Source organism: Gordonia effusa NBRC 100432 (assembly GCF_000241305.1).
In the GTDB taxonomy this organism is placed as follows: domain Bacteria; phylum Actinomycetota; class Actinomycetes; order Mycobacteriales; family Mycobacteriaceae; genus Gordonia; species Gordonia effusa.
On the sequence record NZ_BAEH01000075.1, the window covers coordinates 42453 to 56327 of the forward strand.

13 protein-coding genes are annotated in these 13875 nt (G+C 64.0%); 4 read left to right on the plus strand and 9 right to left on the minus strand.

All coding sequences use genetic code 11. The features are described 5' to 3' along the window. The first annotated feature begins 50 nt into the window (after positions 1-50). Positions 51-851 carry a DUF3824 domain-containing protein gene (locus tag GOEFS_RS13410; protein ID WP_138918010.1) on the plus strand — a complete coding sequence of 267 codons (801 nt, stop codon included), beginning with the start codon at positions 51-53 and terminating at the stop codon, positions 849-851. Here the strand turns inward: GOEFS_RS13410 and GOEFS_RS13415 are convergent. The 7 genes from GOEFS_RS13415 to rimP form a co-directional block, all read right to left on the minus strand. Continuing rightward, the gene (locus tag GOEFS_RS13415) at positions 759-2042 is read right to left on the minus strand and encodes an MATE family efflux transporter (RefSeq protein WP_050949902.1); all 1284 of its coding nucleotides are present in this window, start codon (positions 2040-2042) and stop codon (positions 759-761) included. The two genes, GOEFS_RS13410 and GOEFS_RS13415, sit on opposite strands and share 93 nt — an antisense overlap. Before the next feature lie 56 nt (positions 2043-2098). Beyond that, complete coding sequence (locus GOEFS_RS13420; protein WP_040525127.1) at positions 2099-3058, minus strand: DHH family phosphoesterase; 960 nt, start codon at positions 3056-3058, stop codon at positions 2099-2101. Between the two features lie 5 nt (positions 3059-3063). Beyond that, positions 3064-3525: a 30S ribosome-binding factor RbfA gene (gene rbfA, locus GOEFS_RS13425; protein WP_007318465.1), complete on the minus strand. Its 462-nt coding sequence runs from the start codon at positions 3523-3525 to the stop codon at positions 3064-3066. 125 nt (positions 3526-3650) lie between these two features. After that, positions 3651-6494 (minus strand): translation initiation factor IF-2, encoded by a 2844-nt coding sequence (gene infB, locus GOEFS_RS13430; protein WP_040525117.1) that lies wholly within the window; start codon positions 6492-6494, stop codon positions 3651-3653. Between the two features lie 77 nt (positions 6495-6571). Beyond that, a complete protein-coding gene (locus GOEFS_RS13435; protein ID WP_040525118.1) occupies positions 6572-6925 on the minus strand; it encodes a YlxR family protein in 354 nt (117 codons plus the stop codon). A gap of 45 nt (positions 6926-6970) precedes the next feature. After that, a complete protein-coding gene (gene nusA / locus GOEFS_RS13440) occupies positions 6971-7996 on the minus strand; it encodes a transcription termination factor NusA (RefSeq protein ID WP_007318469.1) in 1026 nt (341 codons plus the stop codon). Between the two features lie 69 nt (positions 7997-8065). Further along, positions 8066-8614, minus strand: a complete 549-nt coding sequence (rimP, locus tag GOEFS_RS13445) for a ribosome maturation factor RimP (protein WP_007318470.1) — start codon at positions 8612-8614, stop codon at positions 8066-8068. 87 nt (positions 8615-8701) lie between these two features. Between rimP and GOEFS_RS13450 the strand changes: the two genes are divergently transcribed. Both GOEFS_RS13450 and GOEFS_RS13455 read left to right on the plus strand, forming a co-directional pair. Then, complete coding sequence (locus tag GOEFS_RS13450; protein ID WP_245549847.1) at positions 8702-9244, plus strand: hypothetical protein; 543 nt, start codon at positions 8702-8704, stop codon at positions 9242-9244. After that, positions 9241-9672 (plus strand): ferritin-like domain-containing protein, encoded by a 432-nt coding sequence (locus GOEFS_RS13455; protein WP_007318472.1) that lies wholly within the window; start codon positions 9241-9243, stop codon positions 9670-9672. The genes GOEFS_RS13450 and GOEFS_RS13455 overlap by 4 nt, the downstream gene beginning before the upstream one ends. Before the next feature lie 81 nt (positions 9673-9753). Here the strand turns inward: GOEFS_RS13455 and GOEFS_RS13460 are convergent, their stop codons facing one another. Beyond that, positions 9754-11484, minus strand: coding sequence for a proline--tRNA ligase (locus GOEFS_RS13460; RefSeq protein ID WP_007318473.1), 1731 nt, complete (start codon positions 11482-11484; stop codon positions 9754-9756). Positions 11485-11523: 39 nt separating this feature from the next. On the opposite strand from GOEFS_RS13460, the gene yaaA reads away from it, so the two are divergent. Next, positions 11524-12264, plus strand: coding sequence for a peroxide stress protein YaaA (gene yaaA, locus GOEFS_RS13465; RefSeq protein ID WP_040525129.1), 741 nt, complete (start codon positions 11524-11526; stop codon positions 12262-12264). Positions 12265-12334: 70 nt separating this feature from the next. On the opposite strand, the gene GOEFS_RS13470 is transcribed toward yaaA, so the two are convergent. Further along, positions 12335-13825 carry a DHA2 family efflux MFS transporter permease subunit gene (locus GOEFS_RS13470; protein ID WP_007318475.1) on the minus strand — a complete coding sequence of 497 codons (1491 nt, stop codon included), beginning with the start codon at positions 13823-13825 and terminating at the stop codon, positions 12335-12337. Positions 13826-13875 lie beyond the last annotated feature (50 nt).

The window sequence follows — 13875 nt, forward strand, 5'->3', positions numbered from 1 at the left end:
TACTCGGTCTGAATGACACGGACCCGCATTCCGTCTGCGAAAATTGCCTCGTGACATTCCCACCGGCGAACTACCCACCGACGCCTCGCCAACGTTCCCCCCTCGTAGACATCGTTATCAGCGCGGTAATCGGGTTCGTGGTGATTGTGCCGGTTGACGTCGTCGGCATTGTGCTCAACAGTTCCGATCTCAACCTCACCGACCTCACCGACTTGACCATCTCGTGGATCTTCTGGGGATTGTTCTCGATTCCCACGGTGCTCATCACTATCGCGGTACTGGCGTGGGGCCGCTCGACTGCGCGGCGAGTCGCCGCGGCGGCTACCGCGGTGATCGTGCTCGGCGTGCAGCGGCTGTTAACGATGCCCCCGGTATTCGCGCAATTGACTGCGGAGTCGGGGGTTCACGCCAGCATTCGCTGGATGACGATCACCCTGTGGATCGTCGGGATGGTGCTGTCGTGGGGTATCGCTCGGCGGCGTACGCCATTCGCATGGGTCGGCCTGGTCCCGACAGTCCTTCTGATCGCGCTCGCCATCTGGATAAGCGACATCGATTGGGCACTCGAACCTTGGCTAATCAACATATTAACCACCGCCGCAATCGATCTCGCCATAGTGATCAGCATCCTTGCCATGCGGGCTTGCGACCGCATCGGAATGTCAATGCGTCAGCCCGCGCGAGCGATCACACCACAAGGCTATGTGCCACAACAGTTCCCGGGTACCCCACTTCCCAATCAACCGGCCGCAGCACCCCTACCGAGCCCAGGCACCGCTCCGGTAGCGCAACCATACGGCCATCAGCCGCAGCACCATGAAGACGATCAGCCCGGTCCAGATCCCCGCTAGGCCCCAGTCGAAAATCAGGGACAGCCAGATCAGCGGGAGGAATCCGCCGAGCGCGGAAGCCAATGTCGCGGTACGCAAGAACGCCGCGTCGCCCGCGCCCAACAGCACGCCGTCGAGCGCGAACACCACTCCCGCTATCGGCAACATCGCGATCAAGAACCACCACGGCGTCGCGATGGCATCGAGCACGGCCTGGTCGGAATTGAATACGCGTGGCAGTACCGACGCACCAGCCGCGAGTAACGCGGCGACCACAATCGACACGGCCACCGACGCTGAAGTCACGCGTCGCGCAACGACTTTCGCTTTGCCGACTGCCATCGCGCCCAGCGCGGCACCGACGAGACTCTGCGCGGCAATGGCCAGCGAATCGAGCAGCAGCGTAAGAAACTCCCACACCTGTAGTACAACCTGGTGCGCCGCAACGGCTTCCACCGAGAAACGAGCGGCGACAGCGGCAGCCGAGACGAAGCAGATCTGAAATGAAAGACTGCGCGCGATCAAGTCTCGCGCCATGATGAGTTGTGCGCGGATCACCGTCAGATCGGGACGCCACGACACCGTCGACCCGACCACACGACGCAACAGCGCAGCCGCGAACAACAGGCCGGTGAGTCCCTGTCCGACCAGATTCGCCCATGCGCTGCCGGGTAATCCGAGCCGTGGCAGTCCGCCGACTCCGTGAACGAGGCCGACGCAGAGTAACGCTGAAACCCCGAGCCCTACAATCACATTCACCACCGGGGCGCGCGTCTCCTGAATACCGCGCATCCAGCCGTTGCCTGCCATCGCGACGAGGATCAACGGGACGCCGAAGATCGCGATACGCAACCAACCGGCAGCATCGGCGGCGACGGTGTCGTCGGGAACCAGTGCACGCATAACCCACGGCGCCGCGGCGAATCCCACGCCGACGATAAGTACCCCGACGGCCAGAGCGATCCACGTCGCCTGCACGCCTTCGGCGATCGCACCGTCGCGGTCACCGGAGCCGAAGCGCCGCGCCGAGCGCGCCGTGGTGCCATAGGCGAGAAAGGTCAACTGAGTGCTGAGGATCGACAGGACCAGGGTTCCAACGCCGAGCGCCGCTAACTCATGCGCGCCCAGGCGCCCGACAACAGCAAGATCCAGGAGTAGATAGAGCGGCGGTGCGATGAGTACCGCCAACGCCGACGTCGCCAATACGGCAATGCGACGCCCGCCCGAGTCGAGCGCGGAGGTGGCCGCATCGTCGCCAGGTACTTCAGTCAGAGCGCGTCAACCAAGCGTGCGACAACATCATCCGCGAAGCCGGTATCGCTATACCCAGCGGCGCGATGATGGCCACCGCCGCCATGCGATTGCGCAATGGGAACCAGGTCGACCGACGACTTGGACCGGAGCGACACCGTCCACTCTCCCGGCTTGCCTTCTTTGAAGACCGCCGCCACCTCGGCTTCGGAGACCGTCCGCACGACGTCGATCACGCTCTCCGACTCGGCCCAGTCCAGACCTTCGGAGGCAGCGTGGTCAATCACGGCGTACACCAGACCACGCCCCTGCAAAGCGTCTTCGCGGAGCGTCGCCGTCGCAAGGACTTTCTCGACCATTTGCAGCCACGCGAACGGGTGGCTATCGAGCAGCGTCCTGCTCCATCGAGCACCGTCTACCCCGGCCTCCAGCAGACGGGCGGCAATGGTCAGCGAGGCCGGACGCGCCCACTTGAACGAACCGGTATCGGTGATGAGGCCCGCGTACAGGCACGTCGCAATATCGGCGTCGACGTCGACGCCCAGTCGATCGACAACGTTGAGCACCAGCACCGCCGTGCAGTCAGCACCGGGATCGACATAGTCGATCGACCCGAAGCCGGTGTTGGACACGTGGTGATCGATCACGATACTGCGCGTCGCCTCACTGAAATACGATGCGAGACAAGCTAATCGACCGAGAGTTGCGGCGTCGACAGCGACGACGGTGTCATATCCGACCACATCGTCGGAGGCGACCAACAACTCGACACCGGGCAACTCACTGAGCCCGTCGGGCAACGGCGTGTCGCCGGGGAACGACACCTCGACGTCGAGGCCTAGGCGGCGCAGCGCCAGCCCCAAGCCCAAACCACTGCCGATGGTGTCCGCATCGGGTCGGACGTGACACAGAATCGTCACCGCGTCGGCATCACGCAGAGCATCGGCAATGACATTTGGCGTGTCAGTAGCGAGCATTCCGGTCACTGCGCTCCGTCGGAGTCGTCGGTGGTGTCCTCGGCCGATTTGTATGGATCCGCATCGCCCGCGGGCTTGGCGCCCTCGGCCTGCCGAGCGACCAACTCGTCATTCGCGTGGGCACGTGCCAGCAGTTCGTCCATTTGCCGGGCGGCATCGGGGACGGTGTCGAGAATGAACGTCAACGTCGGGGTGAATCGAACGCCGGTACCCGCCCCAACCTTCGAGCGAAGCACACCGGTTGCCTTGGCCAATGCGGCCGCCGCGCCGGCATAGTCGGGTTCGTCATCGATCGACTCCCCCATCACCGTGTAGAAAACAGTCGCGTCATGCAGATCCCCGGACACCTTCGAGTCGGTCACGGTGACATGCGCCAACCGCGGATCTTTGATCTCCGAACCGATCGCGGAAGCCACGATCGATGAAATGCGCTTGGCCAGTCGCTGCGCGCGCGCCGGATCTGCCACGTCGAATTCCTTTCCCCTGCCACTACCTACAACTAGGTGGGCTGCACCTAACGAAAAACTACTCCTCCTGCTGCGCGGCGGGAGTGAACTCTCATCACGCAGCAGGAGGAGCTAGGACTCAGGAGCTAATCCCGTGCCTTTTCTTGCAGTTCGTACGACTCGATGATGTCGCCGACCTTGATATCGCTATACGTCAGCGTCAAACCGCATTCGAAGCCTTCGCGGACCTCGGTCACGTCATCCTTCTCACGCCGCAGCGACGAGATGGTGAGGTTCTCGTTGACCACGACGTTGTCGCGGAGCAAGCGCGCCTTGGCGTTGCGCTTGACGACACCCGAGCTGATCATGCAGCCCGCGATATTGCCGACCTTGGACGACTTGAAGATCGCGCGGATCTCGGCGCGGCCCAACTCGACCTCTTCGTATACCGGCTTGAGCATGCCCTTGAGCGCGCTCTCGATCTCGTCGATCGCCTGGTAGATGATCGAGTAGTACCGGATGTCGACGCCCTCGCGGTTGGCGAGCTCGGTGGCTTTGCCCTCCGCGCGGACGTTGAAGCCGATGATGATCGCATCCGATGCCGCTGCCAAGTTGACGTTGGTCTCGGTGACGCCACCGACACCGCGGTCGATGACGCGCAACTGCACCTCGTCGTCGATCTCGATGCCGAGCAATGCCTCTTCGAGGGCCTCGACGGTACCCGAGTTGTCGCCCTTGAGGATCAGGTTCAGCTGGCTGGTTTCCTTCAGCGCCGAATCCAGATCTTCCAGACTGATCCGCTTGCGACTACGCGCGGCCAGTGCGTTGCGCTTACGCGCGTTGCGTCGGTCGGCGATCTGTCGTGCGATGCGGTCTTCCTCGACGACGAGCAGGTTGTCACCCGCACCCGGCACCGACGTGAAGCCGATGACCTGGACCGGCCGCGACGGCAGTGCCGCCTCGACGTCGTCGCCGTGTTCGTCGACCATGCGACGCACACGACCGTAAGCGTCGCCAGCGACAACCGAGTCGCCGACTTTGAGCGTTCCGCGCTGCACGAGCACGGTTGCCACCGGGCCACGGCCACGGTCGAGGTGCGCCTCAATGGCAACACCCTGAGCGTCCATGTCGGGGTTGGCCCGCAGGTCGAGCGAGGCATCGGCGGTTAGTACGACAGCTTCGAGAAGAGCCTCGATGTTGTCGCCCTGCTTGGCCGAAATGTCGACGAACATTGTCTCGCCGCCGTATTCCTCGGGAATGAGGCCGTACTCGGTGAGCTGGCCACGGATCTTCGTCGGATCCGCGCCTTCCTTATCAATCTTGTTGACTGCCACCACGATTGGTACATCAGCCGCCTGGGCGTGGTTGACCGCTTCAACCGTCTGCGGCATTACGCCGTCGTCGGCCGCGACCACGAGGATCGCGATGTCGGTCGCCTTGGCACCACGAGCACGCATGGCGGTGAACGCCTCGTGACCCGGGGTATCGATGAAGGTGATCAAGCGATCTTCACCATTGAGGTGAGTATTCACCTGGTACGCACCGATGTGCTGGGTGATGCCACCGGCCTCGCCCTCACGCACGTTTTCCTTACGGATCGTGTCAAGGAGTCGAGTCTTACCGTGGTCGACGTGACCCATGACGGTGACCACCGGCGGACGCTGCTCGAGGTCTTCCTCGCCGCCTTCGTCTTCGCCGTAGGTCAGATCGAAGCTGTCGAGCAGCTCGCGGTCCTCATCTTCGGGACTGACCACCTGAACGGTGTAGTTCATTTCCGAACCGAGCAGCTCCAGCGTCTCGTCATTCACCGACTCGGTGGCCGTGACCATCTCGCCGAGGTTGAACAGAGCCTGGACCAGCGACGCCGGGTTGGCACCGATCTTGTCGGCGAAATCCGACAGTGACGCACCGCGGGCAAGGCGAATCGTTTCGCCCTGGCCGTGCGGCAACCGCACACCGCCGACCGCTGGGGCCTGCATGTTCTCGTATTCAGCGCGTTTTGCCCGCTTGGACTTGCGTCCCCTGCGTGGCGCTCCGCCCGGACGACCGAACGCACCCGCGGCACCACCGCGACCACGGTTACCACCGCCGCCACCGGGACGACCGCGGAATCCACCTGCTGCAGGAGGTCCGCCGGCGTTACCGCCCCCGCCTGGGCCGCCACGGTAGCCACCGCCACCGCCGCCGCGATTACCGCCACCGGGGCCGCCACGACCGCCGGGACGACCCGCTTCGGGTCGAGCCGAACGGCTTGGCATCGCACCTGGGCTGGGACGAGGAGGCATACTGCCCGGGTTAGGCCGGGGACCACCCTGACCAGGACCGGGACGTGCGCCGCCGGGGCCAGGACGTCCACTCGCCGCGGGTCGGCCCGCTGCACCTGGACGACCGCCACCTGGACGCGGTCCACCCTGACCTGGGCCGGGGCGAGGACCGCCCTGACTCGGGCCAGGACGCGAGGCCGGCGGCCGGGGAGCCGGCGCGGGGGCCGACGAATAGGGATTGTTGCCGACGCGGGGTGCGCGCGGTCCGGGCTTGGGACCTGGGCGGGCACTGGGTCCCGGCGCTGGGGTGCTCGGCTTTGCCGACGCCGCGGGCTTAGCGGCCTCGGGCTCTGGAGTCGGCGTAGGGCTCGGGGCGGGCGCCGACGGCGTCGGAGCCGCGGGAGCCTCGGCGGCTGCTGGCTTAGGCGCTCCGGGCTTGGGGCCACCTGGCTTACGGGCACCGGGCTTGGGTCCCGGCGTCGTTGTCGAAGCGTCCGCGGATGCGGCCGCCTTGGGAGTTGCCTTCTTGGGGGCAGCCTTCGGGGCTGCTTCTGCTGCTCCATCGGAGCTGGGGAATGATTCCCGCAGTCGACGCGCCACCGGGGCTTCAACTGTCGACGATGCGGATTTTACGAACTCGCCTTGCTCTTTCAGACGTTCGAGCACAATCTTGCTCGTCACGCCCAGCTCTTTGGCCAGTTCGTGCACGCGGGCCTTGCCTGCCACTGCTCTCCTCACTTGGAGGTCGAGCGGGACCCGCTGCGACCTCGGTTTACGTTAGAAACGTGCTCATCGTGGGAACTTCACGGTGTGCTCATGTCTTCTGCTACCTGTTCCGGCCCACTTCCGTGAGCCTCGTTCTGCGTCGATCTCAGTACAGCTGCGCTGAGATCGTCCGGGTCAACGGTGACCCCGTTGACTCGCAATGCCGCTGGCACCGCCTTACGCCGCACCGCCGCCGACACACAGTCGGTCCGCGCGTGCAGCCAGGCTCCGCGTCCCGGCATGGACTTGCGGTGATCAATCACGATCACCAGCCCGGCGTCACTCTCACGAGCCACGATCCGGACAAGGTCTGCGGCCGCTCCACGTGCCACCGAGCGCTGTCTACATCCAAGGCACATCCGGATCACCGGACGTGTCGCCACATCGACCATTGAACAGTCTACCGTCGTAGGCAAATCGGAATCGAGCCGGCCGCGTCAGGCGGGCGCGCCGGTCTCGTCCGACGCTGTCGGCTCCGGGTCGGCATCGGATCGGATGTCGATTCGCCAACCGGTTAGCCGGGCCGCCAATCGGGCGTTTTGCCCCTCTTTGCCGATTGCCAGCGAGAGCTGATAGTCGGGCACCACAACTCGAGCGGCCTTGCTCTCCTCATCGATTACCGTCACCGACAGCACCTTCGCCGGCGACAACGCGTTGGCGACGAAGACCGCGGGGTCGGCGTCGAAGTCGATGATGTCGATCTTTTCGCCCGCCAGTTCGCTCATCACGTTGCGCACGCGCTGGCCCATCGGTCCGATGCACGCGCCTTTCGCGTTGAGCCCGGGCACGGCGGTATGCACGGCGATCTTCGAGCGGTGGCCCGCCTCGCGCGCAACGGCGACGATCTCGACCTGACCGTTCTCGATTTCTGGGACTTCAAGCGAAAACAACTTGCGCACGAGATTCGGGTGGGTGCGCGACAGGGTGATCTGCGGTCCGCGTTGGCCGCGAGTCACGCCGACGACGTAGCACTTCAGCCGATCGCCATGCTCGTACTTCTCTCCCGGCACCTGCTCGGCCTGCGGAATCACACCTTCGGTTCCGTGCGCGTCGCTGCCGATCTGCACAATGATCATGTTGCGGGCGTTCGCCCGTACATCGCGCTGCACGACGCCGCCGACGATCTCGCCCTCGTGGGTCGCGAAATCGCCGAAATTCTTTTCGTTCTCGGCATCTTGAATACGCTGCAGGATCACCTGGCGGGCCGTCGTCGCCGCGATTCGACCGAAGTCTGCCGGGGTGTCATCCCATTCGTGGACGATCTCGCCGGTTTCGTCGACCTCTTGCGCCATCACACGCACCACGCCAGACTTCCGGTCGACATCGACCCGCGCGTGCTGCGCGTATCCGTCGGTATGTCGGTAGGCGGTCAGCAGCGCCGATTCGATCGCGGTGATGACCGTGTCGATCGAGACACCCTTCTCGACCTCGATCATCCGCAGTGCATTGATGTCGATATTCATGTTGGCCTGTGCTCCTATTTACTTGTGGGTCGCTAGTCGATGCTGTGGTCAAAAGTTGGTGCGGATATGTCAGTTCTTGCGCGTCAGGCGTGCGATTGCCGCGTCGTCCAGGCCACACAATTCCAGTTCGGTGGCGTTCGGGGCACTGAAATCGACCTGTACGACCGCCTTGGTTACCGACTTGAGATCAATCGTCGTCGTGGTGAACCGCCCGCGCTCGTTGCGGATCAAATCAACAACGCCATCGGCTGACCTGCCGATACGGCCCGAGATGCGCTCGGTTTTACCGCCCTCGGACACATCCACGTCGACCTTTCGTCCCTGCGCTCGTCGCCAATGTCGCGGTTCGGTCAGAGGTCGGTTGATGCCGGGGGTCGTGAGTTCCAGGGTGTAATCGGCGTCGGGTACCGCTGAATCGATCATTTCGACGAGGTCGCGCGTCAGTTTTGCCAGCGCGTCGAGTTCGGCTCCGCCGTCCCGGTCGACGACGATGGTTATGGCGATGCCACCGTCGGGTGACGGCTTCGTAGCGAGGTCTTCGACGTCATATCCGTCGGCAGCGATCCGCGGGGCGACGAGTTCGTGTATCTGCTGCGGCGGCATCGGTGCTGTGCTCACGCCGGGGGCTCCTCGTCTTCAGTTGTGCGGTGCGTCGGCGATCTAGTCTAGTCCACTTCGGCCCGTCCGCTTACTTAGGCTCGCTCGTTGCCCGACGGTCCGGCAATCATCGGCGCGCCAATGGCATCATGGTCGATTGTGACCCGCGAGCTGAACCGACGAACCGTCCTGGCCGGTAGCCTACTGGGCCTTAGCGGGCTCGCCGTGGCACCCGCGTTGAGCGCATGTGATCGCGGCCCAACCGCCGATCAACTGTTGGCACAACAGTTGACGCCGGTGGCGACCGCCGCCACGGCCGATGCCGACGCGGCACGCACATTGGTGGCGACCAACCCGAATTATGCTGCGGCACTTGGTGTCGTGCGTGCCGAGCGGGAAGCTCACGCCACGGCACTGCGCGAAGAACTCACTCGACTGGATCCCGAAGCGGCGCAATCACTTCCGGCTACCCCGCCGACGTCGGGCACGCCGTCGACGTCGGCGATCACCCTGGACTCCTTTCGTACCCAGTTGGATCGCTCCGCGCGTCAGGCCGCCGACGTCGGGGTATCGATGGACGGCTACCGCGCCGGACTGCTCGCGTCGGTGAGCGCGTCGACGACAACTCTGCGAAAGGTTCAATTGGCATGAGCGACACCACAGATGCGCTCGGCGCTGCCGTCGATGCGGAACACGCGGCCGTATACACCTACGGAGTGCTGACCGCGTTCACGACGGGTGAGCGTCGGGCGGCGGTTGCCACCTATATCGCCGAACACCGCGCTCGGCGCGATGAACTCAACGATGCCCTTGTGTCGGCCGGTGGACAGGCCCGCGCGACAGCACCCGGATATGTTCTGTCCGTTGAAGTAACGAATTCCGCGACCGCGGCGAAGGCCGCCCTCGCATCGGAAGATGACGCGGCACAGGCATATCGGTCACTCGCCGAGCGCGCCGATACTCAGCCGATCCGGCGGTTGGCCGTGAGCGGGCTAACCGATTGCGCACTGCGTGCCGCGTACTGGCGCGCGGCGTCGGGGATTAAGCCCGCGACGGTCGCATTGCCCGGAGCGAAGTAACTCTGAAAATGTCCCCCGTCACGAGAGCAAGCGGCGATATAGCGCCCGCACCCGTCACGGGGACATTTCCAGCAGCAGAACCTACGCCCGCACCGACGTCAGCACAGCTTCGACGGCACCGTCGACCGGGACGGTCGCGGTCTCACCACTGAAGCGGTCGCGAATTTCGACGGTACCGTCGGCGAACCCACGCCCGACGACGACAATCGTTGGGACACCGATCAATTCGGAATCCTTGAACTTCACCCCCGGCGACGCCTTACGGTCGTCGATGAGCACTTCCACACCCGCGGCGTCGAGATCGGCAGCCAATTGCTCCGCGCCGGCGACCGCAGCCTCGTCTTTGTTTGCGATCACCAGATGCACACCGAACGGCGACACCTCTTTCGGCCAGCGCAGCCCCTTGTCGTCGTGCCATTGCTCGGCGAGTACCGCGATGAGCCGCGACACCCCGACGCCGTAGGACCCCTGGGTGAGCCGCACCGGTTTACCGTTCTCGCCAAGGACGTCGATTTCGAAGGCATCGGTGTATTTGCGGCCAAGTTGGAAGATATGTCCGATCTCAATTCCCTTGGCCGACACCAGTTTTCCCTGGCCGTCGGGTGACGGGTCGCCGTCGCGAACCTCAGCGGCCTCAATAGTGCCGTCCGCCGTGAAATCACGGTCGGCGACCAGATCGACATAGTGTTTGCCGGATACGTCGGCACCGGTGATCCACGCGGTTCCCGAAACCACCCGAGGATCGACGAGGAAGCGAATACCGTTGGCCAGCAACGCCTTCGGCCCGATATATCCCTTAACCAAGAATGGGTTGGCAGCGAAGTCCGCCTCGTCGAGCAACGCGACTTCGGTTGGCTCAAGCGATGCTTCGAGACGCTTGAAGTCCACCTCGCGGTCGCCGGGAATGCCCACACCGAGCAGTTCCCACTCGCCACCGGGCTCACGCACTTTCACCATGACATTCTTCAAGGTGTCCGCCGCGGTCACCTCGCGGTCGAGCGCCCCGTTCGCCCACTCGACGAGGGAATCGATGGTCGGCGTGTTCTCGGTGTCGTGGACAACGGCCTCGGGTAGTCCGTCGAGCGGAATCGGTTCGGGTGCCGGCGTAATTACAGCTTCGACGTTGGCGGCGTAACCGGACTCGACACATCGAACGTAGGTGTCCTCGCCCACCTCTGCCTCGGCGAGGAATTCTTCCGACGCACTTCCGCCCATCGCCCCCGACGTCGCCGAGACGATCACATAGCTCACCCGCAGACGCTCGAAGATCCGCTGATAGGCCTCGCGATGCGCGGCGTACGCTTCTTTCAATCCGTCGTCGGACAGATCGAAGGAATACGAGTCCTTCATCACAAACTCCCGGCCACGCAGGATGCCGGCCCGGGGACGCTCTTCGTCGCGGTATTTCGTCTGGACCTGATACAGGATGACCGGCAGATCTTTATACGACGAGTACTCGCTCTTGACCAGATTCGCGAAGATCTCCTCATGCGTCGGGCCGAGGAGCATATCCGCACCCTTGCGGTCCTGGATCCGGAAGAGCGAATCGCCATACTCGGTCCAGCGCCCGGAGGTTTCGTAAGGATCGCGCGGCAGCAACGCCGGCAACAGAATCTCTTGTCCGCCAATGCGATTCATTTCCTCGCGCACTACATTCTCCACGGCGCGCAGCACCTTGAGGCCCAGCGGTAGCCAGGAGTACACGCCCGGCGCAGCACGGCGCACATAGCCGGCACGGACCAGCAGTTTGTGGCTGGGCACCTCGGCGTCGGCCGGATCGTCGCGGAGGGTTCGCAGGAACAGGGAGGACATGCGCGTAATCACACCGGACAGCTTAGTAACGTGATGAAAGTGTTGGTAATCCTGCCTCCTTCCGAGACCAAGTCCGACGGTGGTTCGGGCGCGCCGCTCGACCTCGACGCACTGTCGTTTCCTGCGCTCAATGAGAACCGGAAGCTCATCGGCGACGCCATCGTGACACTTGCCGCCGACCTCGACGCGAGCCGAAAAGCGCTTGGCCTGGGACAGTCGCAGCTGGCCGAAGTCGACCGCAACGCCGATCTGTGGTTGTCGCCGACGCGCACCGCGATCACGCGCTACACCGGCGTCCTCTACGACGCACTGGACTACTCCGGCCTAACCCGCGCGAGTAAAACCAAGGCCGGTGACCGCCTCGCCATCGGGTCGGCTCTGTTCGGAGTCGTCCGGGCGCGCGATCTGATTCCGGCATACCGGCTCTCCGGCGGGTCCAAACTGCCCGGCATGGGCACACTCGGCGCGGTCTGGAAGCCGGTGCTGTCGTCAGAATTGGACGCGGTCGACGATTTTCTCGTCGATCTGCGGTCGGGCAGCTACCAGCAACTCGGCCCCGTCAAGCGCGCGGTGACCGCGACCGTCGTGTCCGAGGCGCCCGACGGCTCGCGGAAAGTGGTGAGCCACTTCAACAAACACTACAAAGGCCTGATCGCGCGCGATCTGGTAAACACCCGGCGCAATGTCAAAGACATCAATGCGTTGGCGGCGGTCCTATCCGACGCCGGGCAGCATGTCGAGATCGATGGGCCGACGTCGATCACAGTAGTAACCGGCTAGACAGACTCCAGTCTGCGACGTCACCACCACCCGAGGGCCACCTTCCCCCGCTGCGCTGTACTTGCAGACTTCAGCCCGCGTTAGCGGCCTCTTGTGCCGCCTGCCCTTCGGCGACTTCCGCGGGTGTGAAACGCATGAACAGCACCACGATGCCGGCGAGGATCGCGATACCCGCACACGATGCGAATGCCAGCCCGTAACCGTTAGCCAGGGCGTCGAGCTCGGCGTCGTTCATGGTCTCGACCGGGGCCGTAGTCCCGCCGAGAGAGAGCGATCGCGACGTCACCATCGCCCCGACAGCAACCAGTCCGACGGCGCCGCCGATCTGTTGGGCCACCTGAGCGAGCGCGGTCAGCGGGCCGATCTCGTTGGCGCCGACACCGGCGACCACCGACAGGGTCAGTGGGATGACCGCCATGCCGACGCCGAAGCCGATCACGACGACCGGTATCCCAATACTCGGGAAATACGACGGGTCGCCAGTGGCGATGGTCGCCGCGTATATGCAACCGGCGAAGATCACCACGCCACCGATCAGCACCAGCCAGCGGGGCTGAATTCGCAGAGACAGTTTCGAAGCGATCGCGGCGGCGATGCCCAGCCCGAAAGCGAACGGAACGACGGCCATGCCGCTCTGCAGCGGTGAGTACTTCAGGATTCCCTGCAGGTAGAGCGAGATAAATACCGCCATACACATCATGATCGCGCTGGCGAACAGAATCGCGGCCAGCGCGGCCACTCGGCTGGTGTTATCGAATAGGGAGAACGGCAACAGCGGATTGGTTGCGGTCCGCTCGACCACGACGAATGCGATCAGAGCCACCACACCGCCGATCAACGAACCGATCACCACCGGACTCGACCATCCGTTTGGCCCCTCGTTGATGCCGAGAACGACGAGGGTGCAACCGAGCGTCGCGAGTATCGCCCCCGGCACATCGAGCGCGAGGCGTTCACCTTGCGACTCACGTAGGCACCACACCGCGCCGACGGCCACCAGCAGTCCGATCGGCACGTTGATCAAGAAGACCAGACGCCAACTGATCTCGGTCAGCACACCACCGACAATAAGCCCGGCCACCGAACCGATACCGGTCATCGCGGCGTAGATCGCGAATGCGGTGCTGCGGTCCTTGCCTGGCGCGAAAGTCGTTGCGACAAGGGCCATTGCGGTTGGCGCGGCGATTGCCGCCGATACCCCCTGCAGTGCGCGTCCGGCAACGAGCATCCATTCGTTCTGCGCGACGCCGCATAGTAGCGACGTCAACGTAAACGCGACGACGCCGACGATGAACATACGTTTACGCCCGAACGCATCACCCAGGCGCCCGCCGAGAAGCATGAGTCCACCGAATGCCAACACATATGCCGTGATGATCCAGTTGCCGCTGGCCTCGGAGAGATGCAGTTGCTCACGGATTCTGGGCAACGCCAGAGCGGCGACCGTACCGTCGAGCACCAACAGCAGTTGCATCCCGCTGATCACCAGGATCTGCGGGCCGAAAACCTTGCTGAATGCACCGTCGGCAGGTGCGGCAGCGTTCGCCGTTGAATGAGACATGAACTGCGACGCTACCGCGAGATGGCGTCTAGGTGCCAATCACCGTTGGC

Coding starts and splice junctions, on each gene's coding strand:
- GOEFS_RS13420 (WP_040525127.1), bottom strand. CDS start 3,058: ATGCTCGCTACTGACACGCCAAATGTCATTGCCGATGCTCTGCGTGAT.
- GOEFS_RS13435 (WP_040525118.1), bottom strand. CDS start 6,925: ATGGTCGATGTGGCGACACGTCCGGTGATCCGGATGTGCCTTGGATGT.
- nusA (WP_007318469.1), bottom strand. CDS start 7,996: ATGAATATCGACATCAATGCACTGCGGATGATCGAGGTCGAGAAGGGT.
- GOEFS_RS13455 (WP_007318472.1), top strand. CDS start 9,241: ATGAGCGACACCACAGATGCGCTCGGCGCTGCCGTCGATGCGGAACAC.
- GOEFS_RS13460 (WP_007318473.1), bottom strand. CDS start 11,484: ATGTCCTCCCTGTTCCTGCGAACCCTCCGCGACGATCCGGCCGACGCC.
- GOEFS_RS13470 (WP_007318475.1), bottom strand. CDS start 13,825: ATGTCTCATTCAACGGCGAACGCTGCCGCACCTGCCGACGGTGCATTC.